This window comes from Lutimaribacter saemankumensis (assembly GCF_900100005.1).
Taxonomy (GTDB): Bacteria; Pseudomonadota; Alphaproteobacteria; order Rhodobacterales; family Rhodobacteraceae; genus Lutimaribacter; species Lutimaribacter saemankumensis.
On the sequence record NZ_FNEB01000002.1, the window covers coordinates 281926 to 307679 of the forward strand.

33 protein-coding genes are annotated in these 25754 nt (G+C 64.3%); 27 read left to right on the plus strand and 6 right to left on the minus strand.

Annotation, left to right across the window (positions count from 1 at the left end):
* Positions 1–40: 40 nt before the first annotated feature.
* Positions 41–373 (plus strand): ArsR/SmtB family transcription factor, encoded by a 333-nt coding sequence (locus tag BLT50_RS06030; RefSeq protein WP_090027595.1) that lies wholly within the window; start codon positions 41–43, stop codon positions 371–373.
* Here the strand turns inward: BLT50_RS06030 and BLT50_RS06035 are convergent.
* The 3 genes from BLT50_RS06035 to BLT50_RS18980 form a co-directional block, all read right to left on the minus strand.
* On the minus strand, positions 370–1254 hold the full coding sequence (locus BLT50_RS06035) for a DMT family transporter (RefSeq protein ID WP_090027598.1): 885 nt from the start codon (positions 1252–1254) through the stop codon (positions 370–372). The two genes, BLT50_RS06030 and BLT50_RS06035, sit on opposite strands and share 4 nt — an antisense overlap.
* Positions 1251–2144, minus strand: coding sequence for a LysR family transcriptional regulator (locus BLT50_RS06040; RefSeq protein WP_090027601.1), 894 nt, complete (start codon positions 2142–2144; stop codon positions 1251–1253). Before BLT50_RS06040 ends, BLT50_RS06035 begins: the two co-directional genes overlap by 4 nt.
* Positions 2145–2211: 67 nt before the next feature.
* Positions 2212–2556, minus strand: a complete 345-nt coding sequence (locus BLT50_RS18980) for a hypothetical protein (RefSeq protein ID WP_139170477.1) — start codon at positions 2554–2556, stop codon at positions 2212–2214.
* Positions 2557–2979: 423 nt separating this feature from the next.
* Between BLT50_RS18980 and ffh the strand changes: the two genes are divergently transcribed.
* The 14 genes from ffh to BLT50_RS06115 all read left to right on the plus strand — a co-directional run bounded on the left by ffh (position 2980) and on the right by BLT50_RS06115 (position 12404).
* Complete coding sequence (gene ffh / locus BLT50_RS06050; RefSeq protein WP_090027607.1) at positions 2980–4479, plus strand: signal recognition particle protein; 1500 nt, start codon at positions 2980–2982, stop codon at positions 4477–4479.
* A gap of 4 nt (positions 4480–4483) precedes the next feature.
* Positions 4484–5038, plus strand: a complete 555-nt coding sequence (locus BLT50_RS06055; RefSeq protein ID WP_090027609.1) for a GNAT family N-acetyltransferase — start codon at positions 4484–4486, stop codon at positions 5036–5038.
* Positions 5035–5559, plus strand: coding sequence for a GNAT family N-acetyltransferase (locus BLT50_RS06060; RefSeq protein WP_090027611.1), 525 nt, complete (start codon positions 5035–5037; stop codon positions 5557–5559). The genes BLT50_RS06055 and BLT50_RS06060 overlap by 4 nt, the downstream gene beginning before the upstream one ends.
* Before the next feature lie 3 nt (positions 5560–5562).
* Positions 5563–6168 (plus strand): GNAT family N-acetyltransferase, encoded by a 606-nt coding sequence (locus tag BLT50_RS06065; RefSeq protein ID WP_090027614.1) that lies wholly within the window; start codon positions 5563–5565, stop codon positions 6166–6168.
* Positions 6161–6460, plus strand: coding sequence for a chorismate mutase (locus tag BLT50_RS06070; protein WP_090027617.1), 300 nt, complete (start codon positions 6161–6163; stop codon positions 6458–6460). The genes BLT50_RS06065 and BLT50_RS06070 overlap by 8 nt, the downstream gene beginning before the upstream one ends.
* A gap of 46 nt (positions 6461–6506) precedes the next feature.
* A complete protein-coding gene (rpsP, locus tag BLT50_RS06075) occupies positions 6507–6899 on the plus strand; it encodes a 30S ribosomal protein S16 (protein ID WP_090027619.1) in 393 nt (130 codons plus the stop codon).
* A 121-nt stretch (positions 6900–7020) separates the two neighbouring features.
* The gene (rimM, locus tag BLT50_RS06080; RefSeq protein WP_090027622.1) at positions 7021–7524 is read left to right on the plus strand and encodes a ribosome maturation factor RimM; all 504 of its coding nucleotides are present in this window, start codon (positions 7021–7023) and stop codon (positions 7522–7524) included.
* A gap of 4 nt (positions 7525–7528) precedes the next feature.
* A complete protein-coding gene (locus tag BLT50_RS06085) occupies positions 7529–8320 on the plus strand; it encodes a hypothetical protein (protein WP_090027625.1) in 792 nt (263 codons plus the stop codon).
* Positions 8317–9081, plus strand: a complete 765-nt coding sequence (locus BLT50_RS06090) for a sulfotransferase (protein ID WP_139170478.1) — start codon at positions 8317–8319, stop codon at positions 9079–9081. The genes BLT50_RS06085 and BLT50_RS06090 overlap by 4 nt, the downstream gene beginning before the upstream one ends.
* A gap of 4 nt (positions 9082–9085) precedes the next feature.
* Complete coding sequence (locus BLT50_RS06095; RefSeq protein WP_090027630.1) at positions 9086–9508, plus strand: hypothetical protein; 423 nt, start codon at positions 9086–9088, stop codon at positions 9506–9508.
* Positions 9509–9553: 45 nt separating this feature from the next.
* On the plus strand, positions 9554–10348 hold the full coding sequence (gene trmD, locus BLT50_RS06100; RefSeq protein WP_090027635.1) for a tRNA (guanosine(37)-N1)-methyltransferase TrmD: 795 nt from the start codon (positions 9554–9556) through the stop codon (positions 10346–10348).
* Positions 10349–10765: 417 nt separating this feature from the next.
* Positions 10766–11149, plus strand: a complete 384-nt coding sequence (rplS, locus tag BLT50_RS06105) for a 50S ribosomal protein L19 (protein WP_090027638.1) — start codon at positions 10766–10768, stop codon at positions 11147–11149.
* A gap of 11 nt (positions 11150–11160) precedes the next feature.
* Positions 11161–11382: a 50S ribosomal protein L31 gene (gene rpmE / locus BLT50_RS06110; protein WP_090027640.1), complete on the plus strand. Its 222-nt coding sequence runs from the start codon at positions 11161–11163 to the stop codon at positions 11380–11382.
* Between the two features lie 212 nt (positions 11383–11594).
* Positions 11595–12404, plus strand: coding sequence for a division plane positioning ATPase MipZ (locus BLT50_RS06115; protein WP_090027643.1), 810 nt, complete (start codon positions 11595–11597; stop codon positions 12402–12404).
* Between the two features lie 78 nt (positions 12405–12482).
* Here BLT50_RS06115 and BLT50_RS06120 read toward each other — a convergent pair whose 3' ends face one another.
* Together BLT50_RS06120 and BLT50_RS06125 are read right to left on the minus strand one after the other, a co-directional pair.
* Positions 12483–13343 (minus strand): DMT family transporter, encoded by an 861-nt coding sequence (locus BLT50_RS06120; RefSeq protein WP_090027645.1) that lies wholly within the window; start codon positions 13341–13343, stop codon positions 12483–12485.
* A gap of 43 nt (positions 13344–13386) precedes the next feature.
* Positions 13387–13821, minus strand: a complete 435-nt coding sequence (locus BLT50_RS06125) for a MarR family winged helix-turn-helix transcriptional regulator (RefSeq protein WP_090027648.1) — start codon at positions 13819–13821, stop codon at positions 13387–13389.
* Between the two features lie 184 nt (positions 13822–14005).
* Between BLT50_RS06125 and hmgA the strand changes: the two genes are divergently transcribed.
* The 11 genes from hmgA to BLT50_RS06180 all read left to right on the plus strand — a co-directional run bounded on the left by hmgA (position 14006) and on the right by BLT50_RS06180 (position 23718).
* The gene (hmgA, locus tag BLT50_RS06130) at positions 14006–15361 is read left to right on the plus strand and encodes a homogentisate 1,2-dioxygenase (RefSeq protein WP_090027650.1); all 1356 of its coding nucleotides are present in this window, start codon (positions 14006–14008) and stop codon (positions 15359–15361) included.
* Complete coding sequence (locus BLT50_RS06135) at positions 15358–15552, plus strand: hypothetical protein (protein WP_090027652.1); 195 nt, start codon at positions 15358–15360, stop codon at positions 15550–15552. The genes hmgA and BLT50_RS06135 overlap by 4 nt, the downstream gene beginning before the upstream one ends.
* Positions 15553–15573: 21 nt before the next feature.
* The gene (gene maiA / locus BLT50_RS06140) at positions 15574–16212 is read left to right on the plus strand and encodes a maleylacetoacetate isomerase (protein WP_090027655.1); all 639 of its coding nucleotides are present in this window, start codon (positions 15574–15576) and stop codon (positions 16210–16212) included.
* A 37-nt stretch (positions 16213–16249) separates the two neighbouring features.
* A complete protein-coding gene (gene fahA / locus BLT50_RS06145; RefSeq protein WP_090027657.1) occupies positions 16250–17506 on the plus strand; it encodes a fumarylacetoacetase in 1257 nt (418 codons plus the stop codon).
* Positions 17507–17590: 84 nt separating this feature from the next.
* Positions 17591–18541, plus strand: a complete 951-nt coding sequence (locus BLT50_RS06150) for an MBL fold metallo-hydrolase (RefSeq protein ID WP_090027659.1) — start codon at positions 17591–17593, stop codon at positions 18539–18541.
* A 2-nt stretch (positions 18542–18543) separates the two neighbouring features.
* Entirely contained in the window at positions 18544–18747 is a 204-nt protein-coding gene (locus BLT50_RS06155) for a hypothetical protein (protein ID WP_090027661.1), read from the plus strand.
* Positions 18744–20357 (plus strand): FAD-dependent oxidoreductase, encoded by a 1614-nt coding sequence (locus BLT50_RS06160; protein ID WP_090027664.1) that lies wholly within the window; start codon positions 18744–18746, stop codon positions 20355–20357. The genes BLT50_RS06155 and BLT50_RS06160 overlap by 4 nt, the downstream gene beginning before the upstream one ends.
* 5 nt (positions 20358–20362) lie before the next feature.
* Positions 20363–20566, plus strand: a complete 204-nt coding sequence (locus BLT50_RS06165; RefSeq protein WP_090027667.1) for a DUF2783 domain-containing protein — start codon at positions 20363–20365, stop codon at positions 20564–20566.
* A gap of 194 nt (positions 20567–20760) precedes the next feature.
* Positions 20761–22179 carry a pyridoxal phosphate-dependent decarboxylase family protein gene (locus BLT50_RS06170; protein ID WP_090027669.1) on the plus strand — a complete coding sequence of 473 codons (1419 nt, stop codon included), beginning with the start codon at positions 20761–20763 and terminating at the stop codon, positions 22177–22179.
* Between the two features lie 4 nt (positions 22180–22183).
* Positions 22184–22957, plus strand: a complete 774-nt coding sequence (locus BLT50_RS06175; protein WP_090027671.1) for an aldolase/citrate lyase family protein — start codon at positions 22184–22186, stop codon at positions 22955–22957.
* A gap of 110 nt (positions 22958–23067) precedes the next feature.
* The gene (locus tag BLT50_RS06180) at positions 23068–23718 is read left to right on the plus strand and encodes a GntR family transcriptional regulator (protein WP_090027673.1); all 651 of its coding nucleotides are present in this window, start codon (positions 23068–23070) and stop codon (positions 23716–23718) included.
* Here BLT50_RS06180 and BLT50_RS06185 read toward each other — a convergent pair.
* On the minus strand, positions 23715–24425 hold the full coding sequence (locus tag BLT50_RS06185) for a type 1 glutamine amidotransferase (protein ID WP_090027675.1): 711 nt from the start codon (positions 24423–24425) through the stop codon (positions 23715–23717). The two genes, BLT50_RS06180 and BLT50_RS06185, sit on opposite strands and share 4 nt — an antisense overlap.
* Before the next feature lie 69 nt (positions 24426–24494).
* Between BLT50_RS06185 and BLT50_RS06190 the strand changes: the two genes are divergently transcribed.
* Positions 24495–25751 carry a cytochrome P450 gene (locus tag BLT50_RS06190; RefSeq protein ID WP_090027678.1) on the plus strand — a complete coding sequence of 419 codons (1257 nt, stop codon included), beginning with the start codon at positions 24495–24497 and terminating at the stop codon, positions 25749–25751.
* The last annotated feature ends 3 nt before the right edge of the window (positions 25752–25754 follow it).

Here is a 25754-nt window from a genome sequence, read left to right on the forward strand (position 1 = left end):
ACGGTTGACGATTGCCCGGACCCACGCGATAGCAAAGCTGATGAAACAGGATCTCGACACCGTATTCGCCGCCCTGGCCGACCCGACGCGGCGCGCGATCCTGTCGATGCTGCTCGAGGATGACATGGCTGTCACCGACGTGGCCGACCCGTTCGAGATGAGCCTGGCCGCGATTTCCAAGCACCTGACGATCCTGGCCAATGCCGGGCTGATCACGCAGGAAAAACGCGGGCGGGTGAAATGGTGCAAGCTGGAGCCCGATGCCCTGCGCGAAGCGTCGATCTGGATGCAGTCCTTCGGGCAGTTCGAGGCAATCAACCTCGATGCGTTCGAGGCGTTCCTGGAGCGCGAATTCGGGCCGGACGCCGGTTAGCCGTCATCCCTGAGCAGCAGCAGCAGCAGCGCGATCACACTCAACCCAACGCCGCCCAGCAGGATGGTGGGCGGGGTGCCGTGGCCCAGCATGAATTCCCACACCACCACCCATGTGGGCGTCAGATAGGTATAGGCCATCACCTTGGCCGAGGGCAGGCGCAGCGTCGCGTATTGCAGCAGCACGAAAGTAGCGGATGACGCGAACACCGCCAGGTAGGCCAGCGCCACCCAGACCAGCGGCGGCAGCGCCATCCAGTCGGTTGCGCGTATGTCCTGCCACCCGACCACCCCGACCAGCAGACCGCCGGCCAGCAGCATGCCAAGGGTAAAGACGACCGCGGGTTCGCCACGGTTCAGAAGACGCACCAGCGGGGTATAGACCGCGTGCGCCACGCAGCCCGCGAAATAGATCATTTCGCCCCGGCCGACATGGAATTGCATGAGCAGATCCATGTCCGCACGAAAGATGACCCACAGCGCCCCGGCGGCGCCGATCACAAGCGCCAGCGCCATGCGCGGGGTCGTGACCTGGCGCAAAAGGAACCAGCCCGCGATCGCCGCGATGATCGGCGTCAGCGTGAACACGGCCGAGGCCGACACCGCGGGCGCGGTTTTCAAACCTTCGAACATCAGCACGAAATACGCGGCGAAAATCCCACCCAGCACCAGGTAGCGCCACGGTGCACGAAAGGCGCTGCGCGGGATGCCATGGGTGACAACCGCGGCCGTGCCGACGATCACCGCGGCCAGCGCGAAGCGCAACGCATTGAGCGCGGTCGGCGCGATGTCGTTCGCCACCAGAACGCCCAGGGAAAAAGAGCCGGCGACAAGCGCCGAGAACAACAGCATGGCCAGGTGGCCGCGGGCGGCCTCGCTCATGCGTGGAGACCCTCGCCGCCCCACGCGCGGGCCTTTTCCTTCAGATGCGTCAGAAGGGTCTGCACCTTGACCGTGCGATGCAGGTCGACATGGGTCACCAGCCACATCTGAACCACCCAATCGTCAAGCGGCGGCATCACCTCCAGAAGGTCGTCGTGCCTTGCGGCCTCCCATAGCGGCAGGAACCCGATTCCGGCGCCTTCCAGCACGGCAAGCTCCAGCGCGCGGGATTCGCTGCTGCGGAACCGGATCGAATCTTCGTCGACTGTCTGGCGCAGCCACTTGTTGAAAGGGGCGCGCATCGAAGGATCATCCGGGCCGACAAAGGCATGGCCCGCGAAATCGTCGGGGCCATCGGGCAGGCCCATCCGGTCGGCATAGGATTTGACGGCATAAAGCCCATAGGCCTGCTGAAAGAAGGGTTGCACGACATTGTCGGGCTCTTCCGGCGCGGCGCCGGCGCGGATGGCGACATGCGCCTCGCCGTATTCCAGGCGGAACAGGCGGTCCCCGGTCAGGTAGCGCAGAATCAAGTCTGGATGTTCCTGCTGAAACGCGGTCAGAGCCGGCGACAAAAGCGGCGCAAGCCCGGCAAGCGAGGTAATCACCAACTCGCCCGTCATGTCGTTGCCGCGTCCCTTGATGCGGCCTGCAAGCTGCTGGAACTGTTCGTCGGTGGCCTGCGCCACGCGCAACAGGTCTTCGCCGGCTTCGGTAGGGGTGTATCCGCGCGCGTGACGTTGGAACAGCTTGATTCCCAACCGCCCTTCGAGCGCGTCGATATGGCGGATCACCGTGGCATGGTGCACGCCAAGCACGTCCGCGGCCCCGCTGACCGTGCCGAGCCGCGCCACCTGATAGGCGGTGCGAATTTCGTCCCAGTTGTCCATGCGACCCTCCGATAGCCGACGCAGGGCGACTATGCTTGGCGCGGCGGCGAATTGCCAGAGCGCACGCTCAGTATCCCGCCACGAAATCCTCGAACGCTTTTTGCATGGGCACGAGGGCGTCAAGCGCCGCGTGGGCGCGGGCCAAATCGCCGCCCTTGGCGGCGGACTGGCAATCGCGCAGCTGCATGCCGATGGCGGTCAGGCCCAGCACGTCGGCGGCACCGGCGACATTGTGGGATTCCTTCTCCAGTTCCGCAGGCTCCAGCGTCCGCGCGTCCCTGAGAAAGTCGCTGAGTTGCCCGGACAGCTTCTCGAACTGCATCCGAAGAATGTCGGGGCCAAGGAGCTCTTCCAGTTCGTCAAGCGTTGCCTTCGCAGGGCGGCCTGCCGCGTGTGGTTGCCCGTCGGTCATCTGCGTATCACCCCAATTGGCGTTCAGCCGGTTTATGCCGGCAGCCCGGAATGCCGGCACGCAACGGGAGGGACAGGCCAGACCCTTTGCTCCCTTCTGGAAAGATGCACCGATCAAATGGCCGAAAACGATACCGCCCGCATGATGTCGCAGGCCCGCCCGGTCCGCAAGGCCGATGGCGCCACCGCAAGGCCTGTAGGGGGACGGCATGGGTTGACTCGGCGCGGCGCGCGGCCTAAACGCGGGCAACATCCCGGAAGGCCTGTGTTCTTCCGGTCCTTGGCCAAAAGGCAAGGATCGCCCCCCGTCAGCGCGTTGCGCCCACGGGGGCGCTTCTCGTTTCGCGGTCCAGGGGTTTGGAAATGACGCGCGCGCCCCCATCTGGGCAGGGAACGGAACAACGGCCGAAAAGGAGCCGACAGCATGTTTGAAAATCTGTCCGAACGCCTGTCCGGTGTATTCGACCGCCTGACCAAGCAGGGTGCGCTGTCCGAAGACGACGTCAAAACCGCCCTGCGCGAGGTGCGTGTCGCCCTGCTCGAGGCCGATGTGTCGTTGCCGGTCGCGCGCGAGTTCGTCAAGAAAGTGCAGGATCAGGCCACCGGCCAGGCGGTGACGCGTTCGGTCACGCCCGGCCAGCAGGTCGTCAAGATCGTGCATGACGCGCTGGTCGATACCCTGACCGGCGAAGAAGACCCCGGCAAGCTCAAGATCGACAACCCGCCCGCGCCCGTCCTGATGGTGGGCCTGCAGGGTGGCGGCAAGACGACCACCACCGCCAAGCTGGCCAAGCGCCTGAAAGAGAAAGAGGGCAAGCGGGTTCTCATGGCCTCGCTCGACGTCTACCGCCCGGCGGCCATGGATCAGCTTGCCGTCCTTGGCGCGCAGATCGGCGTCGATACCCTGCCGATCGTGCCGGGCCAGAAACCTGTCGATATCGCGAAACGCGCCAAGCAGCAGGCGACGATGGGCGGCTATGACGTCTACATGCTGGACACCGCCGGCCGTCTGCAGATCGACGAAGTGCTGATGCAGGAGGTCGAGGATGTCCGCGACGTCGTCAAGCCGCGCGAGACCCTGCTGGTCGTCGATGGCCTGACCGGCCAGGTCGCTGTCGAAGTCGCCGAAGAGTTCGACCGAAAGATCGGCATTTCCGGTGTCGTGCTGACCCGGATGGACGGCGACGGACGCGGCGGTGCGGCGCTGTCGATGCGCGCCGTGACGGGCAAGCCCATCCGCTTTGTCGGCCTGGGCGAAAAGATGGACGCGCTCGAAACCTTCGAGCCCGAGCGCATCGCCGGCCGTATCCTCGGCATGGGCGATATCGTCAGCCTGGTCGAAAAGGCGCAGGAAACCATCGAGGCCGAACAGGCCGAGCGCATGATGCGCCGGTTCAAGAAGGGTCAGTTCAACATGAACGACCTGAAGATGCAGCTTGAACAGATGATGAAGATGGGCGGGATGGAATCCATCATGTCCATGATGCCCGGCATGGGAAAGATGGCCAAGCAGGTGCAAGAGGCCGGTTTCGACGACAAGGTGATCCGCCAGCAGGTCGCGCTGATCAACTCGATGACGAAAAAAGAGCGCGCCAATCCCCAGATCCTGCAGGCCAGCCGCAAGAAACGGATCGCGGCAGGCGCCGGGATGGAGGTTTCCGACCTCAACAAGCTGCTCAAGATGCAGCGCCAGATGTCCGACGTGATGAAGAAAATGGGCAAGATGGGCAAGGGCGGCATGCTGAAACAGGCCATGCGCGGCATGTTCGGCAAGGGCGGCATGCCCGACATGAACGACCCCAAGGCGATGGAAGAGGCCGCAAAGGCGATGGGTGGCAAGCTGCCCGGCGGCATGGGCGGCCTGGGCGGTCCCGGCGGCATGCAGCTTCCCGGCGGGCTGAGCGGACTGGGCAAGAAAAAGTAATCCCATGCCGATGACCCCTGCCCCCACTCTTGAAACGCAGAACCTGATCCTGCGCAGTCACGAGAAACGCGACATCGAACCGATGATCACGTTCCTGACCGATCCGGTGCGCGCGGCCGGGTTCGGGGGCTATGGCAACCGCCACGACGCATGGCGCTGGTGCATGCTGTCGGTGGGTCACTGGCATTTCCACGGCTACGGCTACTTCACGATCGAGGACAAGGCCTCGGGCCAGCCTGCCGGCATCACCGGCATCTGGAACCCCGATGGCTGGCCCGAGCCGGAAATTGGCTGGGTCGTCTTCGACGGCTTCGAAGGCCGCGGCATCGCCTACGAGGCGGCGGCCCGTGCGCGCCAGTGGGCCTATGACGATCTGGGCATGACAACGCTTTGTTCGAACATCGTGCCGGGCAACACCCGTTCGATCGCGCTGGCCGAACGGCTGGGTGCCTGGTTCGAACGCGAATACACCAATGTCTACATGGGCGCCGAGCTGCTCTACCGGCATCCCGGCCCCGATGCGCTGGACAGCGATGGCAGCGTCGAGGCCTACGCATGACGCAGTACGCCTTCGATATCCCCACGGTCGATGCCGGACCGGTGATCCTGCGCGCCCCGCGCGAGGACGACTTGGACGCGCTGACCGCCTTCATGTCGGGCGAACGCAGCCATTTCGTCGGCGGCCCCGCCAGCCGCGCGGAATGCTGGGGCATCATCGCCCGCATCCTGGGCCACTGGGCGCTGCGCGGCTACGGCTATTGGTATATCGAAGACAAGCAAACCGGACAGCCGGTCGGCGGCTGCGGCTTCATCAACCGCGAAGGCTGGGAAGAACCGGAACTCGGCTGGCAGGTCTGGGACGGGTTCGAAGGCCGCGGCATCGCGCAGGCCGCTGCCCGCGCGGCCCGCACCCACGGCGCGCGCCATTTCGGCCTGAACGGCGTGATCTCTTATATCGTGCCGCAGAACACCCGCTCGATCGCGCTCGCCCGCCGGCTGGGTGCCAGCTTCGAACGCGAAAGCGTTCTGCTCGGTCACCAGTGCCACGTTTACCGGCACCCGCAAGAGGAGGCCGCCTGAGCCATGGCCACCCAGAACATTCCCACCCTCACCACCAAGCGCCTTGTCCTGCGCGGCCCCGAGCCGCAGGACTACCCCGATTTCAAGGCGACTTTTTCGTCCTACCGGTCGCGTTTCATGGGTGGTCCGCTCAACGCATACGAAGCCTGGATGCTCTATGCCGCCGAGATCGGCCACTGGCACATCCGCGGCTACGGCATGTGGATGATCCACGACCGGGCAACCGACAAGACCCTGGGCATGGCTGGTGGCTGGTTCCCGGCAAAATGGCCGGAACGCGAAATCGCATGGATCATCTGGCCGGACGTGGCCGGGCACGGCTATGCGCTCGAGGCGACGCATCGCGTGCGCCGCTATCTCTACGAGGAACAGGGCTGGGAAACGGCAGTCAGCTATATCGATCCGAAAAACCTCGACTCGATCCGCCTGGCCGAGCGCCTGGGCGCCAAGAAAGACCCCGAGGCCGCCACGATCGACGGCAACGACGCGGTCTATCGCCATCCGACGCCCGCGCAACTGCGCGGCACGCAACTGGCGCACGGGATCGAGATGGAAATCGCCAATTACGCCGATCCGCTTTTCAAACCGAAAGGGTTCGCCATTGACTGACGACACCACACAGCGCGCCGCCGAACTGCTCAAGGGGCACCGCGCCAGCATCGACCGGCTGGACGCAATCCTTGTCTACACGCTGGGCGAACGCTTCAAGCACACGCAGGCCGTGGGCAAGCTCAAGGCGCAGCACGACCTTCCCCCGTCCGATCCCGCGCGCGAGGCGCAGCAGATCGAACGGCTCGAAGACCTGGCAAAGCAGGCTGATCTCGATCCTGAATTCGCCAAGAAGTTTCTGAACTTCATCATCGCTGAAGTCATTCAGCACCACAGACAACACCAATCGTAGGGCGGGGTTCACCCCGCCGAACACCGCCATTCAAAGGAGAAACACAATGGCAATGAAAATCCGTCTGGCCCGTGGTGGCTCGAAGAAACGCCCCTTCTACCGCATCGTTGCCGCCGACTCGCGCATGCCGCGCGACGGCCGCTTCATCGAAAAGCTGGGCACCTACAACCCGCTTCTGCCCAAAGACAGCGAAGAGCGCGTCAAGATGGACATGGAGCGCGTTCAGTACTGGCTGGGCCAGGGCGCCACGCCGACCGACCGCGTAAGCCGCATGCTCGAAGCTGCCGGCGTTCTGGACAAGAAAGAGCGCAACAACCCCAACAAGGCGAAGCCGGGCAAGAAAGCCCAGGAACGCGCCGAGGAAAAGGCCGCCAAGGCAGCCGAGGCCAACGAAGCCCCGGCAGAAGCGCCCGCAGAAGAGGCCGCAGCCGAGGAGTAATCCCCGTCTGCGCGCGTGGCGGCCCCTTTCGCGGGGCCGCCGCCAACCCGACCCGCTTGCCAAGACCTGCGTGATCGGTGTTTTCTGACCCAAACCAACCCCTCTGCGTCAGGGAGGCAGGATGTCCGAACGGATCTGCGTCGGTGCCATCGCGGGCGCCTTTGGCGTGAAGGGCGAGGTGCGGCTGAAAAGCTTTACCTCCATTCCCGAAGATATCGCGCAATATGCGCCTCTCGAAACCGAGGACGGCGCCATGGAATTCGACGTGATCGTCGAGCGCGTGATCAAGAACGGCCTTGCCGTGCGCCTTTCGGGGATATCCACCAAGGAACAGGCCGATGCGCTGCGTGGCGTGCGCCTTTTCGTGCCGCGCGACCGTCTGCCCGCGCTGCCCGACGACGAGTTCTATCATGCCGACCTGATCGGCCTGCCGGTCTTTGATACCGGCGGCACCCAACTGGGCCGCGTCAAGGCCGTGCACGATCACGGCGCGGGCGATCTGCTGGAAATTCACGGTCCCGGCCTGAAGTCCACGGTCCTGCTGCCCTTCACGCGCGAGGTCGTGCCCACCGTCGATCTCGAGGCCGGCCGCATCGTCGCAGACCCGCCCGAAGGGCTGTTCTGATCCGATGCGCATCGTCGTGCATGCAGGGTTCCACAAGACCGGAACCACCAGCATCCAGCACATGATGCGCCGCAACGGCAAGCGCCTCGCCCGACACTTCCGCATCCTGACCCGCCGCCAGATCCCCGCCCTGTGCGAGGCCGCGCGCGCCTTTTCCCTGAAACAGGATCCGGCCGAGCTTGGCTTTTTCACCTATGAGGCCGCGCAGCTTTTCGAAACGCTCGACCCGGACGATCCCCGCCCGCTGGCCGTCAGCTCGGAAGATCTGTCGGGGCATATGCCGGGGCGCTTCGGGCTTACGGGCTATGACGCGGCGCCGCGCCTGATGGCGGTGCTGGAACAGGTCGCACGGGATTGCCTGCCCGACCCGCAGATCACGTTCTTCTTCACCACCCGTGACACAAAACCCTGGCTTCGCAGCACCTATGCCCAGCATGTGCGCGCCATCCGGTTCACCGAGGACCGCGAGGCATATCTTGCCCGAATGCAGCCCCACGGCGACCTGGCCGGGGCGGTCACCGCCATCGCCAACGCGGTGCGCGCGCCGGTCCGTCATGCCACGCTGGAAAGCTGCGCGGGCGATCCGCTGGGCCCGATGTCGCCGCTGCTCGACGTCATGCAGGCACCCGAAAAGCTGCGGGCACGCCTGACCGCGCTGCCGCCCTCGAACCCCTCCTTCCCGGATCATGTCCTCGACCGGATGCTGGCGCTCAACCGGTCGGACCTCGGCCATGACGCATGGGTTGCCGCGAAAAAGGCGGTGATGGAGGAATGGCGCGCGCAGGGCAGAAAATGACAGCCCCGATCGTCATCCATGCCGGTTTCCACAAAACCGGCACATCGACCGTGCAGGCATTCCTGAAAGCGAACCGGCCGCATCTCAAACCGCATATGGCCATCGTTCTGAAACCGCGCATCAGGGACGTCCTGCACGCCGCGCGCGGGTATTCGACATGGCGCGACCCTCTGACGCTGGCGAAATTCGCACACCGGATCGAAACCGTTTTCGCCGGGCTGCCAGGCGTCAGGCGGCGCGGCCTGATCCTGTCGGCCGAAGAGCTGTGCGGCCACATGCCGGGCCGGGACGGGATCGACGACTATTCCGCCGCACCCGTGCTGCTGACCGAGATCGCCCATGCGGCCGAACGGATCTGGGGTCGCCCGGATCTGCACTTCGTGCTGACGACCCGCGCGCGCGATGCCTGGCTGGAAAGCAGCTATTGGGAGCATGTCAAATCCTCGTCCATGACCGAAGATTTCGCCGACTATGCCGCCCGCATAGGCCCGGGCGCTGACCTGTCCGAAATCGCCGCGCGCGTGGCGCAGGCAGTAGCACCCTTCCCTGTCCACGACATCGCGCTGGACACAGGTCCGGCCGATCCGATCCTGGGCCTCTTCGATCTGCCCGACGCGACATGGGCGGCGTTGACGCCGGTCCCCGCGCGCAACGCGCGGCTCGCCCCGGAAACCCTGAAAAGGCTGCTTGAAATCAACCGCACGATCTCCGACCGCACGGCACGCAAACTGGCCAAACAGGCGCTACTGCAGCAAGGTTAGTTGCATGACGCGCAACTGGTTCCTGCTGATCGCGATCCTTCTGCCCTTCTATGGCGGGCCGGTGCTGGCCGGATGGGCGGGGCAGCCGCTTGCGACAATCCCGGTCTTCGCGGCCCTGTTTCTGGCGTTCCTGCTGGGCACCGGGCGCGACCTGCACAGCAAGGGCAACCTGCTTGCCGCCGGCGTGATCCAACTGGCACTCGCGGGCCTGTGCTATTGGCTGGGCCACTGGCTTGCCACGGCAGCAGAGCCACCGGCCCTGCCGATCTGGATGCCATTGCTTATTACCGCCTGCGCCACCGCCTGGGGCGTCTGGCGCTTGCGAGGTTGGGCCGCCCGCGCTCAACGGGTCGAGACCCTGTTGAACGAGGCACCGCACCGCATCGAGGATGCCGAACGGCGCGCACGCGACCGGAACGACGGCTGACACGCCCTCTGGCCCGCCCCCGGCTTTCATATTATAGCCACGCCCATGACCCAGACACCCCGATCCCACGGCCGGAAATCCATCGCCGCCTCGCTCAAGCCACGCGACCTGATGGAGGAAACCCGCCTCGCCCGCGCCTGGACGGCGCAGGTGATCACGCTTTTCCCGCAGGCATTTCCCGGCGTTCTGGGCGAAAGCCTGACCGGAAAGGCGCTGAAGGAAGGGATCTGGCAGCTCGAAACCGTCGATCTGCGCGACTTCGGAGAGGGCAAGCACCGCAATGTCGATGACACGCCCGCGGGCGGCGGGGCCGGCATGGTGTTGCGCCCGGACGTCATGGGCCGCGTGATCGACCATGCGCTGGGGCGCAATCCCGGACCGCTCGTCTATCTCTCGCCGCGCGGCCGCCGCTTCGACCAGCAGATGGCGCGCGACTGGGCGACGCTGCCGGGCGTCACGCTGATCTGCGGCCGCTTCGAAGGGCTCGATCAGCGCGTGCTCGATCATTACCGCATCGCCGAGGTGTCGCTTGGCGATTTCGTCCTGACCGGCGGTGAAATCGCGGCACAGGCGATGCTGGACGCCACCGTGCGCCTGCTGCCGGGCGTCCTGGGCAATGCCGACAGCACCGCCGAAGAAAGCCACTCCGACGGCCTGCTGGAACATCCGCAATACACCCGGCCCGCCGAATGGAAGGGGCTGCCGATCCCCGATGTGCTGATGTCCGGCCATCACGGCGAAATCGCGAAATGGCGGCGCCGCATGGCCGAGGATCTGACGCGCCAGCGCCGCCCCGATCTGTGGTCGGCCTACAAGGGCAGGACAGACGGAAAAAGCTGATCCACAGGCTTCATCTTGCCGGAAATACTCATTCCTGACGCGGCAAGGCAGAGCGCCGTCAGACAGGACCACTGCGCCCTCCACCCGCGGCCCGAGCCGGAGCCCGTAAGGGCGCAGGCGAGACAAGCCTGTGCGCGCTTGCGCGCTCATCCGCATCGGCCAAGCTTGACCCTTGCCAGACCGGGCCGCAGCCCCTATACACCGCCCGTCCGCGGCTCTTTCCGAGTCGCCGGGCATTTTTGCGTTTTGCGCCTGCTGTTTTCTTCGGCGGCGGGCTACGGCGCAGACAGACGAGACAAAGCAACGACGACCTGACCTCTGGCGGGCGGCACGGCCGGACCCGGAAGAAGACCAAGAGCTCTGAGGACGCGAGACACCTTTGCGGAACAAACCGCAAGCAGATCAGGAGACGGTCAGATGGATCTGATCAAGCAACTCGAGGCGGAACAGATCGCCTCGCTGGGGAAAACCATCCCCGACTTCAAGGCCGGCGACACCATTCGCGTCGGCTACAAGGTGACCGAAGGCACCCGTACCCGCGTTCAGAACTACGAAGGCGTCTGCATCAGCCGCAAGGGCGGCGAAGGCATCGACGCATCGTTCACCGTGCGCAAGATTTCCTTCGGCGAAGGCGTGGAACGTGTGTTCCCGCTCTATTCGACCAACATCGAACATATCGAGGTTGTGCGCCGTGGCCGTGTGCGCCGCGCCAAGCTCTACTACCTGCGTTCGCGCCGCGGCAAATCGGCCCGTATCGCGGAAGTTTCCAACTACAAGCCGAAGTCCGGCGCAGAAGCATAAGGATTGGCGAGATGAAAAAAGACACCCATCCCGACTACCACTTCATCGACGTCAAGATGACCGATGGCACCATCGTTCAGATGCGTTCGACCTGGGGCGCCGAAGGCGACACCCTGTCGCTCGACATCGACCCGTCGGTGCACCCGGCCTGGACCGGTGGCTCCTCGCGCCTGATGGATGCCGGCGGCCGCGTTTCCAAGTTCAAGAACAAGTACGCAGGCCTGGGCTTCTGATCCCGCGCCAAAGCGTGAAAACGAAAACGCCGCTCCTTTCGGGGCGGCGTTTTTCATTTCGGGGCCCGTCATGCGCATGCCCCCTTCCATATTTCTGCAACAGATGCGAAAGCAGCGCCAAGAACAGGCGATCCGTGCTTTGCAAAACGCTCCTTACACCATATCCTGTGGGGCAATTGCGACGCGCGGCAAGATAAGGGGCGAAGGCAGGCATGGCGCATATCATCGTGGTCGGCAACGAAAAGGGCGGCGCGGGAAAATCCACCGTGTCGATGCATGTGGCGACGGCGCTGGCGCGCCTGGGTCACAAGGTCGGCGCCCTGGATCTGGACCTGCGGCAGAAAACCTTTGGCCGCTATGCCCATAACCGCAAGAAATTCTGCGAAAGCGAGGGGCTCGATCTGCCGTCGGCCGAGTACCGCAACCTCCCCGAAGTCGACCAGGAAGCTCTGCGGCCGGGCGAGAACCCTTATGACCAGCGGCTTGCCGCGGCCGTGGCCAGCCTGGAACGTGACAAGGATTTCATCCTGATCGACTGCCCCGGCTCGCATACGCGGCTCAGCCAGGTGGCGCATTCGCTGGCCGACACGCTGATCACGCCGCTCAACGACAGCTTCATCGATTTCGACCTGCTGGCGCATGTCGACAGCGACGGGATGAAGATCATCGGCCCGTCGGTCTATTCCGAGATGGTGTGGAACGCCCGCCAGTTGCGCGCCCAGGCCGGGCTGCAGCCCATCGACTGGGTGGTGTTGCGCAACCGCGTGGGTGCGCAGCAGATGGTCAACAAGGAAAAGATGGGCAAGGCGCTCGACAACCTGGCCAAGCGTATCGGGTTCCGCGTCGCGCCGGGCTTCAACGAGCGGGTCATCTTCCGCGAGCTGTTCCCCCGCGGCCTGACCCTGCTCGACCTGCGCGATATCGGGGTAAAGCAGCTCAATATCTCGAACGTGGCCGCCCGGCAGGAATTGCGCGACCTGATGAAGGCGCTGAACCTGCCTGGCGTCAACGTCGACTTCTGATCCAGGCCCGGCTCTGGCCGGGGCGGGCATTGGGGGCGCTGCCCCCAAACCCCCGGAGTATTTCAGGCAAGATGAAGATCAGGCGCGTCGCCGCGTCAGAGCGATTGCGTTCGACACCGCCAGCGCACCGATCACCACCGCCCCGCCCAGCAGGGCATAGGGCCCCGGATCTTCGCCAATGACGGCCCAGGCCAAAAGCGGCGCCAGCACGGATTCCAGCAGAATCAGCAACCCCACCTCGGCCGACGGGATATAACGCGGCCCCAGCGCCAGGCCGATCGAACTGCCCGCGATGAACGCGCCGTGAAACAGCACGAGGTGCCACTGACCGTCGGCGATGCTCATCGGTGCGATGAAGGGCGACAGCAGCAGGCTTGCACCGAGATAACCGATGGGAACGGCCGCCACCATCGACACGTTGCGCACCTTGCGCGCGGCGGTCAGCCCGGCGGCAAACAGTGCCGCGACGCCCAGCGCGGTCACGTCGCCTGTCCAATGCGCACCTTTCGTTTCGCCAGAGCCGTAGGCCAGGATGCCAAGCCCCATCGCCACGGCGATCATCGTCAGCACCATCCGGCGCGAGATCCCTTCGCCCAGGAAAACCCAGGAATAGATCGCCGCGAAAACAGGAAGCGCGGCGATGATGAAGACGACATTCGCCACCGATGTCAGGCTGACCGCCAGCGGAAACATAACCCCCGCCCCGCCCACCGCGATCACGTAAATCAGCCCGTAGATACCGGTGCCCGGCAGCGCGCGGTAGGGCCGGGTGCCCTGCCAGATCAGAACGCCCAACAGGATCAGTATCCCCGACACCGCGTTGCGCCAGAAGGCGATGACCAGCGCATCGGCATCGATCAACCGCACGAAAAGGGAATCCGGCACGACCATGAGGACGCCCAGAGCGGTGATGATCAGGCCTTTGAGTTGGTCGGACATGGGCGCATCTGGCGTGGACGCCGTAAGAATGTAAAGCGGGTTTTCACCCCTGTTGCGCCAGCTTGCGCAACGCCTGCCGCAACACCGCGTTTTCCCGGTCGGTCAGTTTCTGCGACAAACCGGCATCGTATTGCATCGCGATCGCCCGCAGGTCGCGATAGGCCTTGCCGCCCTGTGTCGTCAGCTCGAGCCATTCCAGCCGCCGATCCTGATCGTCGGTCGTCCGGGTCAGAAATCGGCGTTCGGCCAGCTTCTGAACCGCGCGGCTGATCTTGGTCTTGTGCATCTTCGACCGCTGGCCGATTTCCTTGGCGCTCATCCGCCCGTAAATGCCCAGGTGGAACAGAACCCGCCATTCCGTGCGCAGCATGCCATAGCGATCCTTGTAGACTTGCTGAAACTCGAGGCTGCTGGCCTCGGCGGCCTGGTTCAGCAGGTAGGGCAGGAAGTCCTGCAGATCGAAATCGTCGTGTTGCATGTGCGCGCCTCCGCCTATCGGTTACACATACAACCATTTCAAGCGCAACGAAAGCGGACGGCTTCGATTCGTGTTAGAATGCGTCCAAGGATGCAGGCGAAAGACCTGCGATCACATCCTGCGGAGGGCGGTTGTTAGTTACAAAATCAACCATTAGCTCCGCAACGAAACAGGAGGACGCGCAATGAATCAGCAGACCAAATCCCATGGGCTGGTCCAGGCCCCGACGCCGGTCGGCACCACGCCCGGATACATGCCCGGCTTTGCCAACGACTTTGAAACCGAGGCGCTGCCCGGTGCCCTGCCACAGGGCATGAACAGCCCGCAGAAATGCAATTACGGCCTTTACGGCGAACAGCTTTCGGGTACGGCCTTCACGGCCAACCCGCCCGAACGCACCTGGACCTATCGCATCCGGCCCAGCGTCAAGCATTCGCACCGCTACCAGAAGATCGACCTGCCCTACTGGAAATCCGCGCCGCATGTGGACCCGGACGTGATTTCGCTTGGCCAGTACCGCTGGGATCCGGTGCCCCACACCGACGAGGGCCTGAACTGGCTGACGGGCATGCGCACCATGACCACGGCAGGCGACGTCAACACCCAGGTGGGCATGGCCAGCCATATCTACCTGGTGACCGAGTCGATGAAGGATGAATACTTCTTCTCGGCCGACAGCGAATTGCTGGTCGTCCCGCAGGAAGGCCGGCTGCGTTTCGCCACCGAGCTAGGGATCATCGACCTCGAGCCAAAGGAAATCGCCATCATCCCGCGCGGCCTCGTGTACCGTGTCGAGGTGCTCGAAGGGCCGTGCCGCGGGTTTGTCTGCGAAAACTACGGCCAGAAATTCGAGCTGCCCGGCCGTGGCCCGATCGGCGCCAACTGCCTGGCCAACCCGCGCGACTTCAAGGCCCCCGTTGCCGCCTACGAAGACCGCGAGGTGCCCTCGACCCTGACCGTCAAGTGGTGCGGGCAGTTCCATCGCACCGACATCCCGCAAAGCCCGCTGGACGTTGTCGCCTGGCACGGCAACTACGCGCCCTACAAGTACGACCTGCGCAACTACTGCCCGGTCGGCGCGATCCTGTTCGACCACCCCGATCCGTCGATCTTTACGGTGCTGACCGCGCCTTCGGGTGTGCCCGGCACGGCGAATATCGATTTCGTGCTGTTCCGCGAACGCTGGATGGTGGCCGAGGACACGTTCCGCCCGCCGTGGTACCACAAGAACATCATGTCCGAACTGATGGGCAACATTTATGGCCAGTACGACGCGAAACCGCAGGGCTTTGTTCCGGGCGGCATGTCGCTGCACAACATGATGCTGCCGCACGGGCCCGACAAGAACGCCTTCGAAGGTGCGTCGAACGCCGATCTCAAGGCGGAAAAGCTGGAAAACACGATGTCGTTCATGTTCGAAACCCGCTTCCCGCAGCACCTCACGGCATTTGCCGCGAACGAGGCGCCGCTGCAGGACGATTACATCGATTGCTGGACGGATCTCGAAAAGAAATTCGACGGCACCCCCGGCAAGAAATGAACGACAGCGCCATCGTCATCGTCGTCCTTGCGGTGATCGTCGCGGCCATCGCGATGCAGAACCGCAAGGGCCGGACGCGCCGCACCAGTCACCGCAGGGATGGCGACGGGTGGACGGGCGGCCGTTATGGGCATAGCGATGGGGATGGCGGCGGCCCTGCCGGACCGGATGGCGGGGACGGCGGCGACTGACCGCATATCCTGGGAGGATACATGAAACTTTACAGCTACTGGCGCTCGACCACCTCGGTGCGCGTCCGCATCGCGCTGAACCTAAAGGGCGTCGATTACGAGATCGAAACCATCGACCTGCCCAAGGGCGAGCAAAAGGCCGACAGCTATGCCGCGCTGAACCCGATGAAGGGCGTGCCGACTCTGGTTCTGGATGACGGCACCGCGCTGACGCAGTCGATGGCGATCCTCGATTACATCGACACGGTCTGGCCCGAACCGCCGCTCTATCCTGCCAACCCGAAAGAGCGTGCGCTGGTCGATGCGGCGGCCCACGCCATCGCGCTAGATATCCACCCGGTCAACAACCTCAAGGTTCTTGGCTATCTCAAGGGCACGCTGGGGCACAGCCAGGATGAAACCGTCGACTGGATGTGCCACTGGATGAACGAGGGCTTTACCGCCTTCCAGCAACTGATCCGGCCGGATACGCCCTTCTGTTTCGGTGACAGCATCGGCATGGCCGACCTTTGCCTGGTGGGGCAGATGGTCAACGCCCGCCGATGGGGGCTCGATCTGACGCCTTTCCAGCGGCTGGTCGAAATCGACGACCGCGCCCGCGAAATCGACGCGGCGCAGCGGGGCATGCCGGAAAACCAGCCCGACGCCCAACCCACCTGAAACGCGAACGCAGACATACAGACGAACAGGACACCATATGCCATTGATGAAAAGCTGGGTCGAAACGGCCAACGCGCCCGACCATCCCTTTCCGCTGAACAACCTGCCCTACGGCGTCTTTTCCGTGGGCGATGCCGACCCGCGCTGCGGGGTCGCGATCGGTGACATGATCCTCGACTGCCGCGAAGCCGAAGAGGCCGGCCTGATCGACATGGGCACAGGCCCGCTTTTCGACGTGCCGTTCTGGAACGAGGTGATGGAGGAAGGCCCGGAACTCTGGGCGAAACTGCGCGCCCGCCTGACAGAGCTGCTGGCCGAAGGTGCGGAAGAGCAGGCGCAGGTCGAACCGATGCTGGTCGCGGCAAAGGATGCCGTGATGCACCTGCCCTTCCTCGTGGCCGAATACACCGATTTCTACGCCGGGAAACATCACGCCTTCAATGTGGGCACGATGTTCCGCGGGCCGGAAAACGCGCTGCCGCCCAACTGGCTGCACATCCCGATCGGATATAACGGGCGCGCGTCTTCGGTGGTGGTTTCGGGCACGCCCGTGCGCCGCCCCTGGGGCCAGCTGAAATCGCCCGAGCACGAAAAACCCGCCTTCCTGCCCTGCCGCCGGTTCGATCTGGAGCTTGAAATGGGTGCCATCGTCGGCACTGGCAGCGATGGCCCGGTGACTGTGGACGAAGCCGACGACATGATCTTTGGCTACGTGCTGCTGAACGACTGGTCGGCGCGCGACATCCAGGCCTGGGAATACCAGCCGCTCGGCCCGTTCCAGGCCAAGGCGACCGCGACCACGATCAGCCCCTGGATCGTGACCAAGGCCGCGCTCGAACCGTTCCGCACGGATTGCCCCGAACGCGAGGTCGAGTTGCTGCCGCACCTGAAAGACACCGGGCCGATGCTGTATGACATCGACCTCTGGGTCAGCCTTGCCCCCGAGGGCAAGCCAGCCACGGTCATCTCGAACACCAACTATAACGAGATGTATTACAGCGCGGCCCAGCAACTCGCCCATCACACCACCAGCGGCTGCCCGATGAATCCCGGCGACCTTCTGGGGTCGGGCACCGTGTCGGGCCCCGAAAAGGGCAATCGCGGATCGCTGCTGGAACTCAGCTGGGGCGGCAAGGAGCCGCTGACGCTCGACAGCGGGGATCAGCGGTCATTCCTGGAAGACGGCGACACCCTGACCCTGCACGGCGCGGCGCGCGGCGAAGGCTACACGATCGGCTTCGGCGATTGCGTGGGCCAGATCCTGCCAGCACTGGAAAACCCCTACGAACGATGACGCGGGCGGCGGGGTGAACCCCGCCCTACCCACCGGCACACAAGGCCGGGCCATGGCCCGGCAGCGACGAAAAGGAACGAACACATGGCCAAGGCATTCGCATCGCAAGGCGACATGACCGAAAAGAACATCTCCTTCACCGAAGTCGGCGAGGGCCTCTGGGCCTTCACCGCCGAAGGCGACCCCAATTCCGGTGTCATCATCGGCGACGACAGCGTGATGATCGTCGAGGCACAGGCCACTCCGCGCCTTGCCAACAAGGTGATCGAAAAGGTGCGCGAGGTGACGGACAAGCCGATCAGCCACCTGGTGCTGACGCATTACCACGCCGTGCGCGTGCTGGGGGCCTCGGCCTATGGCGCCGAACAGGTCATCATGTCCGACACCGCCCGCGCGATGGTCGTCGAACGCGGGCAAGAGGACTGGGACAGCGAATTCCAGCGCTTCCCCCGCCTGTTCGAAGGCCATGAAAGCATCCCCGGCCTGACCTACCCGACCACGACGTTCTCCGACAGCATGACGGTCTATCTCGGCAACCGCCGCGTCGACATCATGCACCTGGGCCGCGCTCATACGGCGGGCGATGCGGTGATCCACGTCCCCGACCAGAACGTGATGTTCACCGGCGATATCGTGGAATACCACTCGGCCTGCTATTGCGGCGACGGGCATTTCGCCGATTGGGGCGACACGCTGGACGCGATCAAGTGGTTCGACGTGGATGCCATCGCACCGGGCCGCGGTGACGCACTGGTGGGCCGCGAGATGGTCAACGCCGCGATCAAGAACACCCGCGATTTCGTCGAAAGCACTTACAAGCCCGCCGCGCGCGTGGCGGCCAAGGGCGGTTCGCTCAAGGATGCGTGGGACGCGGTGCGCGAAGCCTGCGACCCCAAATTCGCCGACTATGCGATCTATGAACACTGCCTGCCCTTCAACGTCGCCCGCGCCTATGACGAGGCCCGCGGCATCGACACGCCCCGCATCTGGACCGCCCAGCGCGACCTGGAAATGTGGGAAGCGCTGCAAGGCTGAGCATGAGCAAGTACGGCCCCACACGCGGCGAATTGAAATTCCGCCTCGGCTTTTCCGCCGCGGGGCTGGTGCTGATGGCGGTCGCCCTTTCCCTGCACGGGGTCAAGGGCATCGCCTGGGCCGAAATCGTGATGATCGCCGGGGGGTTCTTCGGCGGCACCTTCATCTGGACGCTTTGGAAACTCATTCGGGAGGAGCCGGAATGAACAAGATCTTCGAAATCCCCCTTTACCCCTACACCCGCAGCCCCGACCAGGACGCGCAAACGCCTGCCCGCCGCAAGGTGGTGATCGTGGGCGCGGGTCCGATCGGGCTGGCCGCCGCCATCGACCTGGCCCAGCAGGGGATCGAGGCCATCGTTCTGGATGACAATGACAAGGTCAGCTTCGGCAGCCGCGCGATCTGCTTTGCCAAGCGTCCGCTGGAAATCCTCGACAGGCTCGGCTGCGGGCAGGAGATGGTCGACAAGGGCGTCGTGTGGAACCTCGGCAAGGTCTTTTTCGGTGATCGCAAGGTCTATGAGTTCAACCTCCTGCCCGAAGAAGGCCACCAGCGCCCCGCCTTCATCAACCTGCAGCAATACTATTTCGAGGAATACCTCGTGAACCGCGCCCGCGCGCTGGAATCCGAGGGCGCGCCGATCGAACTGCGCGGCCAGAACAAGGTGCTCAAGGTCACGGACCGCGGCGACCATACCGAGCTGCTGATCGACACGCCCGAAGGGCAATACACGCTGGAGGCCGACTGGCTGATCGCCTGCGACGGCGCAGGCAGCCCGATCCGCGCGATGATGGGGCTCGATTTCGTGGGCCGCGTGTTCGAAGACAACTTCCTGATCGCCGACGTGATCATGGACGCCGATTTCCCGACCGAACGCTGGTTCTGGTTCGACCCGCCCTTCAACAAGGGCCAGTCGGCGCTGCTGCACAAGCAGCCCGATGGCGTCTGGCGGATCGACCTGCAGCTTGGCTGGGACATCGACAAGGAAGAGGAAAAGAAACCCGAGAACGTCATCCCCCGCCTCAAGGCGATGCTGGGCGAGGACGTGAAATTCGATCTCGAATGGGTGTCGATCTACACGTTCCAGTGCCGCCGGATGGAGAAATTCCGCCATAACCGCGTGATCTTTGCCGGCGACAGCGCGCACCAGGTTTCGCCCTTCGGCGCGCGCGGCGCAAATTCGGGGCTGCAGGACACCGACAACCTCGTTTGGAAGCTGAAGATGGTGATCGACGGCACCGCCCCCGACAGCCTGCTGGACAGCTATGATGCCGAACGCGTCCACGGCGCCGACGAAAACATCCTCAACTCCTCGCGCTCGACCGATTTCATCACGCCGAAATCCGAAACCAGCCGGATCTTCCGCGATGCGGTGCTGGACTTGTCCGAGAAATACGAATTCGCCCGCCCGCTGGTAAACTCGGGGCGGCTGTCGGTGCCCTGCACCTATGACGGCTCGCCGCTGAACACGCCCGACGCGCTGCCGGGCGGTCCCGCGCGCACGCGCCCCGGCGCGCCCTGCCCCGATGCGCCGCTTGGCAACGGGTTCCTGCTGGGCGATCTGGGCGACCGGTTCACCCTGCTGACGATCGACGCCGAGGCCCCCGATACGCTGGACGAATCCGGCATCACCGTTATCCGCCTCGCCCTATCGGGCGCGGATGACGCCACGGGCGCGCTGGCTGCGCGCTACCTGGGCGACGCGAAATCGGCCGTCTACCTGATCCGCCCCGATCAGCACGTCGCCGCCCGCTGGGACAGCTTCGACGAAACCGCCACCCGCGCCGCGATCCGCCGCGCCACAGGGCAGGAGTAAGACCCATGGCAGACCTGATCCTGAAACCGAACCTTGCCCAGGCCGACGATGTCTATGCCGACCTGCTGGCCGCGCATGAAGGGCTGAGCAAGGAAGACAGCGACGCGCTCAACGCCCGGCTGATCCTGATCCTGGCGAACCATATCGGTGACCGCGCGGTTCTGCGTGCCGCGCTCGATGCCGCCAGGACCGCAGCGCCCGCCGGGTGACACGGGCGGTCAACAGGGGGGCTTTGCCCCCCGCCGCCGCAAGCGGCGACTCCCCCCAGGGATATTTGTGGAAAGAGAAAACACGCGCATGTCCGCGTGCACCCCGCGCTTGCCATCCCTAACCGCCTCGGCAAATCCTGTTGCCCGGAGCGGAAACATGATTTACTTACCATGTTAACAAAAGGGAGGGCGGGATGCGCTGGGGCGATTTTCCGAAATGGGGCCATTGGCTGGCCGACTGGGCCGCACAGTATCACGCAGGCTTGCGCGACCGTCCGGTGCGTGCACAGGTCAAACCGGGCAGCACCCTTGCCGCCTTGCCCGACGCGCCCCCCGACACCGCCCAACCGATCGAAGACGTGATCGCCGATTTCGAGCGGATCGTGATGCCGGGCATCACCCATTGGCAGCATCCCCGGTTCTTCGCCTATTTCCCGTCGAACGCCTCGCCCGCTGCGGTGCTGGCCGACCAGCTGGTCACGGTGATGGCGCCGCAATGCATGCTGTGGCAGACCTCGCCAGCCGCGACCGAGATGGAAACCAGGATGATGGACTGGCTGCGCCAGGCCATCGGCCTGCCGGGCGATTTCGCGGGCGTGATCCAGGACAGCGCGTCCTCGGCCACGCTGGCCGCCGTTCTGACGATGCGCGAACGCGCGCTGGACTGGGACGGCAACGCAAGCGGCCTGGCCGGCCAGAAGCCGCTGCGCATCTATTGCTCGGGCGAGGCGCATACCTCGATCGACCGCGCGATCTGGGTCGCGGGGATCGGGCAGGCCAACCTGGTGCGCATCCCGCTGGCGCCGGGGCCGATGCGGGGCATGGACCCCGCCGCGCTCGACGCCGCGATCCGCGCGGACCTCGAAGCCGGGTATCTGCCTGCGGGTGTCATCGCCTGCACCGGCGCGACCGGCATGGGCGCCTGCGACGACATCGCGGCGGTCTGCAAGGTTGCCCAGGCGCACGGGCTTTACACCCATGTCGACGCGGCCTGGGCCGGCAGCGCCATGATCTGCCCCGAATACCGCGACCTGTGGCGGGGGGTGGAGATGGCCGACAGCGTGGTCTTCAACCCGCATAAATGGCTGGGCACCCAGTTCGACCTGTCGGCGCATTTCATCCGCTCGCCCGAGGCGCTGACCCGGACCCTCGCGATCCAGCCGGAATACCTGAAAACCCATGGCGCTGACGGGATCATCAACTATTCGGAGTGGTCCGTGCCCCTGGGCCGGCGGTTCCGGGCACTGAAGCTGTGGTTCCTGATCCGCGCCTACGGGCTGGATGGGCTGCGCCAGATGATCCGCAACCATGTGGCATGGTCGCAAGCGCTGTGTGAGCGGTTGCGCGCCACCCCCGATTTCGAGATCGTGACGGACCCGATCCTGTCGCTTTTCACCTTCCGGTTCGTGCCGCCCGGACAAGACCCGGAACAGGCCACGCTGGACATGATCACCCGGATCAACGACGACGGGCGCATCTACCTGACACAGACCCGCGTCGACGGCACCTTCGTGATCCGGTTCCAGGCCGGGCAGTTCGATTGCACCGCCGACGATATCGACACCGCCTATGACGTGATCACCGAAATCGCAGACGATATCAGGAAAGGATAACCCGATGCCCGCGCCCACCAACACCTTCAAGCAGCGCCTCGCCCGTGGCGAGCGCGTGATCGGCTGCTGGGCCGGTTTCGCCGACCCTTACGCGACCGAGATTCTGGGCACCGCCGGTTTCGACTGGCTGGTGATCGACGGGGAACACGCCCCCAACGACCTGCGTTCGATCATGGCGCAGCTTGTCGCGCTCAAGGGCGCGCACAGCCATCCGGTGGTGCGCCTGCCGATGGGCGAGACTTGGGCGATCAAGCAGGTGCTCGACGCCGGCGCCCAGACATTGCTGATCCCGCTGATCGAAAGCGCGGACCAGGCCCGCGACCTCGTGCGCGCCATGCGGTATCCGCCCGAAGGCATCCGCGGCGCAGGTGCGGCACTGGCCCGCGCGTCCGAGTTTTCCGGCATCCCCGATTACGTCGCCACCGCCAACGACCAGATGTGCCTGCTGGTGCAGGTCGAAACCCGCGCGGGAATGGAAGCGCTGGACGAAATCCTGGCAGTCGAAGGCGTCGACGGCGTGTTCATCGGACCAGCCGACCTTGCAGCCGACATGGGGCACCCGGGCAATTCCGGTGCCCCCGAGGTGGTTGAGGCGATCCGTGACGGGCTGGGCCGCATCGCGGCTTCGGACAAGGCGGCGGGCATCCTGGCGGTCGACGACAAGGTGGCGCAGGACTATGCCGCCTGGGGGGCGCAGTTCCTGGCCGTGGGCATCGATGTCGTGATGCTGGCCAAGGCCGCGCGTCAGACGGTCAAGCTCTGGTCCGGGCGGGATTGAACGGGAACCGCGCGGTTTCCCCGGCAAACCGCGCGGATTTTGCATATTTTTGCAACTTTTAAATATACATACGGCTTTACAAATCGGCGAATTCCAGTCCAAATTCGGCCATGCCAAACCAGACCGACACCATCATCACCGCCATTCTCGACCAGATCGAAGCCGGCCGGTTGAGCCCCGGCGACCTGATCGACGAGGCCCCATTGATCCGCGACCACAACGTGTCGCGCACTCCTGTGCGCGAGGCGCTGATACAACTGGAAACGGCGGGGTTGATCAAGCGCCTGTCGCGCAAGGGCGCGGTGGTGTTCAAACCCACGCTGGAAGAATTCCTGGCCATTCTCGAAGTGCACGCCAAGCTGGAAGGCCAGGCCGCGGGGCTGGCGGCACGACGGCTTTCGACCTCTTTCGCCGCCAAGCTGGAACAGGTCACGAAGGCTTGCGAGGACCACGCTGCCACCCTGGGCGATGCGGAACCTGACCGGTATTACCAACTGAACATGGCCTATCACGCCCGCGTGGCCGAGGCAGCGGGCAACCCATTCCTGCTGGAAATGATAAAGACGAATGCGCGCAAACTGATGGCGTATTACCGCGCGCGCTATCACTACAAGGGGGCGATCGCCGACAGCGCCCGTGATCACCGGGCAATCACGACACTGATCCTGAACCGCGACGCCGAAGCCGCCGAGGCGGCCATGGCGCGGCATGTGCAGTTCGACCAGGTCACCGCGATGGATCTTCTGGCGGCCCTGGGTTAGGAGCGGGCCTGTTCGAAAAACCGGGCGATCGTTTCGGCAAAAGCCTTTTGATCCGGCAGCTTATCCAAGGAATGCCTGCCCCTGTCCACCACGTCGCCAGGCAGTTCGTCGGCCAGTTCGTCCAGCAGATCGGCCATGAATTCCGGCTCGATCTCGGGGTGATATTGCGTGGTGTAGACATGCCCGCCGATGGCGAAACCACCCACGGGGCAGCCCGGTGTTTGCGTCAGGATGCGCACCCCCGCGGGCGGCTCGATCACCTGTTCCTTGTGCGCGGCATAAAGGCCCATCTTTGCGGGCGCATCCTGCATCCATGGCGCGGGATCGACCACTTCGGTTTCGATGCGGCCCATTTCCCAACCGTCGGGATTGTAGCCGACCGTGCCGCCCAGCGCCTTTGCGATCGCCTGATGCCCAAAGCAGGCACCGAACACCGGGATACCGCGCCCGACCATCTGCCGGATCAGCTCTTCCAAACGCGCGATCCAGGGCTCTCCGTCGTGGACCGAGGCCGGGCTGCCGGTGATCATCACGCCATCGAAGCCATCGAGGCTTTCGGGGAATTCCCCGTCCTTCACGCTGAATGCCTCGACCGTCCAGTCGGGGCGGACCATCGCGATCAGCTTGGCGAACTTCACATCGTCCATGTCCCGTGCATGGGCGAAATCGCTTTCGTCGGTGTTGGTGACAAGCGTGGCCAGGCGCATGAGGAATCCTCTTTACATATTTATAAGCCCGTATAATATACCTAACAAGTTAAGGAAAGAGGTTTCCCCATGACCGTCTGGACCCCAACCGACAACGGCCACGCCGATTTGACGAGTCATGACACCTTTGTGCAGGGCGCACCCCACAACACGTTTGCACGTCTGCGTGCCGAAGATCCGGTTCACTGGACGGATTACGCCGACGGACAGGGGTTCTGGTCGATCACGCGGATGGCCGACATCGTGGAGATGAATCGTAACCCAAAGGTTTTCTCATCGGCCCGCGGTATCCGCATGGAAGATCAGACTTACGAGGAATACCTGGCCCGCCGCACGTTCCAGGAAACCGACCCGCCCGAACATATGCAGACGCGCATCAAGGTCGCAAAGGCGTTTTCCAAACCCGTGATCGCCGAGTTCGAAAACGATATCAAACTGCTGTGCGATGAAATCCTCGATGTCGCGGTCGAAAAGGGCACGTTCGACGCCACCAAGGAAATCGCCCGGCAACTGCCGATGCGGATGCTGGGCCGGATCATCGGCACGCCTGACGAAGACCTGCCCTGGCTGGTTGAAAAGGGCGACGCGCTGATTGCCAATACCGACCCGGATTTCACCGATCACGTCCTCGACAAGATGACGACCGATGAATTCCGCATGATGCCCTTCAACTCGCCCGCGGGGGCGGAGCTTTATCAATATGCCAAGGAACTGATGGCGAAAAAGGATGCCGCAGGCGACACGTCTGGTGTGCTGCACCTGATCCTGCAGCCGGGCAAGGATGGCAGCCGGATCACCGAGGAAGAGTTCAGGAACTTCTTTTGCCTGCTGGTCGCCGCGGGCAACGACACGACGCGCTATTCCATCGCCGCAGGGCTGCAGGCGCTGACCCACGACCCCAGGTTCCTGCACCAGATGCAGACCGAGGATGTCTGGGAAACCGCGCCTGATGAAATCATCCGCTGGGCCAGCCCGGCCATGTATTTCCGCCGCACCGCGACCGAGGATTTCGACCTGCACGGCAAGACGATCAAGGCGGGCGACAAGGTGCTTTATTGGTTCGTGTCCGCCAACCGGGACGACGCGGCATTCGACGAACCGTTCAGGTTCGACCTGCACCGCACGCCCAACCGGCACGTCGCGTTCGGGCAGGGCGGGCCGCATGTCTGCCTGGGGATGTGGCTGGCGCGGCTTGAAGTGCGGGTACTGTTCCAGGAACTGGCGAAACGCATAAAATCCATCGAACCCGCCGGAGAGCCGAAATTCCTCCGCTCGAATTTTGTCGGCGGGTACAAGAACTTGCCGGTGCACGTCGTGCCGGCCTGACCC

Bases quoted from the DNA above. Each gene is read 5' to 3' on its own strand.
- BLT50_RS06040 (WP_090027601.1), bottom strand. From the start codon at position 2,144: ATGGACAACTGGGACGAAATTCGCACCGCCTATCAGGTGGCGCGGCTC.
- BLT50_RS06035 (WP_090027598.1), bottom strand. From the start codon at position 1,254: ATGAGCGAGGCCGCCCGCGGCCACCTGGCCATGCTGTTGTTCTCGGCG.
- BLT50_RS18980 (WP_139170477.1), bottom strand. From the start codon at position 2,556: ATGACCGACGGGCAACCACACGCGGCAGGCCGCCCTGCGAAGGCAACG.
- BLT50_RS06095 (WP_090027630.1), top strand. From the start codon at position 9,086: ATGACGCGCAACTGGTTCCTGCTGATCGCGATCCTTCTGCCCTTCTAT.
- BLT50_RS06155 (WP_090027661.1), top strand. From the start codon at position 18,544: ATGAGCAAGTACGGCCCCACACGCGGCGAATTGAAATTCCGCCTCGGC.
- BLT50_RS06160 (WP_090027664.1), top strand. From the start codon at position 18,744: ATGAACAAGATCTTCGAAATCCCCCTTTACCCCTACACCCGCAGCCCC.
- BLT50_RS06165 (WP_090027667.1), top strand. From the start codon at position 20,363: ATGGCAGACCTGATCCTGAAACCGAACCTTGCCCAGGCCGACGATGTC.
- BLT50_RS06065 (WP_090027614.1), top strand. From the start codon at position 5,563: ATGGCCACCCAGAACATTCCCACCCTCACCACCAAGCGCCTTGTCCTG.
- BLT50_RS06115 (WP_090027643.1), top strand. From the start codon at position 11,595: ATGGCGCATATCATCGTGGTCGGCAACGAAAAGGGCGGCGCGGGAAAA.
- BLT50_RS06190 (WP_090027678.1), top strand. From the start codon at position 24,495: ATGACCGTCTGGACCCCAACCGACAACGGCCACGCCGATTTGACGAGT.
- fahA (WP_090027657.1), top strand. From the start codon at position 16,250: ATGCCATTGATGAAAAGCTGGGTCGAAACGGCCAACGCGCCCGACCAT.
- BLT50_RS06150 (WP_090027659.1), top strand. From the start codon at position 17,591: ATGGCCAAGGCATTCGCATCGCAAGGCGACATGACCGAAAAGAACATC.
- hmgA (WP_090027650.1), top strand. From the start codon at position 14,006: ATGAATCAGCAGACCAAATCCCATGGGCTGGTCCAGGCCCCGACGCCG.
- rpmE (WP_090027640.1), top strand. From the start codon at position 11,161: ATGAAAAAAGACACCCATCCCGACTACCACTTCATCGACGTCAAGATG.
- BLT50_RS06055 (WP_090027609.1), top strand. From the start codon at position 4,484: ATGCCGATGACCCCTGCCCCCACTCTTGAAACGCAGAACCTGATCCTG.
- BLT50_RS06180 (WP_090027673.1), top strand. From the start codon at position 23,068: ATGCCAAACCAGACCGACACCATCATCACCGCCATTCTCGACCAGATC.
- ffh (WP_090027607.1), top strand. From the start codon at position 2,980: ATGTTTGAAAATCTGTCCGAACGCCTGTCCGGTGTATTCGACCGCCTG.
- BLT50_RS06185 (WP_090027675.1), bottom strand. From the start codon at position 24,425: ATGCGCCTGGCCACGCTTGTCACCAACACCGACGAAAGCGATTTCGCC.
- trmD (WP_090027635.1), top strand. From the start codon at position 9,554: ATGACCCAGACACCCCGATCCCACGGCCGGAAATCCATCGCCGCCTCG.
- BLT50_RS06170 (WP_090027669.1), top strand. From the start codon at position 20,761: ATGCGCTGGGGCGATTTTCCGAAATGGGGCCATTGGCTGGCCGACTGG.
- BLT50_RS06085 (WP_090027625.1), top strand. From the start codon at position 7,529: ATGCGCATCGTCGTGCATGCAGGGTTCCACAAGACCGGAACCACCAGC.
- BLT50_RS06125 (WP_090027648.1), bottom strand. From the start codon at position 13,821: ATGCAACACGACGATTTCGATCTGCAGGACTTCCTGCCCTACCTGCTG.
- maiA (WP_090027655.1), top strand. From the start codon at position 15,574: ATGAAACTTTACAGCTACTGGCGCTCGACCACCTCGGTGCGCGTCCGC.
- rimM (WP_090027622.1), top strand. From the start codon at position 7,021: ATGTCCGAACGGATCTGCGTCGGTGCCATCGCGGGCGCCTTTGGCGTG.
- rpsP (WP_090027619.1), top strand. From the start codon at position 6,507: ATGGCAATGAAAATCCGTCTGGCCCGTGGTGGCTCGAAGAAACGCCCC.
- BLT50_RS06135 (WP_090027652.1), top strand. From the start codon at position 15,358: ATGAACGACAGCGCCATCGTCATCGTCGTCCTTGCGGTGATCGTCGCG.
- BLT50_RS06090 (WP_139170478.1), top strand. From the start codon at position 8,317: ATGACAGCCCCGATCGTCATCCATGCCGGTTTCCACAAAACCGGCACA.
- BLT50_RS06030 (WP_090027595.1), top strand. From the start codon at position 41: ATGAAACAGGATCTCGACACCGTATTCGCCGCCCTGGCCGACCCGACG.
- rplS (WP_090027638.1), top strand. From the start codon at position 10,766: ATGGATCTGATCAAGCAACTCGAGGCGGAACAGATCGCCTCGCTGGGG.
- BLT50_RS06175 (WP_090027671.1), top strand. From the start codon at position 22,184: ATGCCCGCGCCCACCAACACCTTCAAGCAGCGCCTCGCCCGTGGCGAG.
- BLT50_RS06120 (WP_090027645.1), bottom strand. From the start codon at position 13,343: ATGTCCGACCAACTCAAAGGCCTGATCATCACCGCTCTGGGCGTCCTC.
- BLT50_RS06060 (WP_090027611.1), top strand. From the start codon at position 5,035: ATGACGCAGTACGCCTTCGATATCCCCACGGTCGATGCCGGACCGGTG.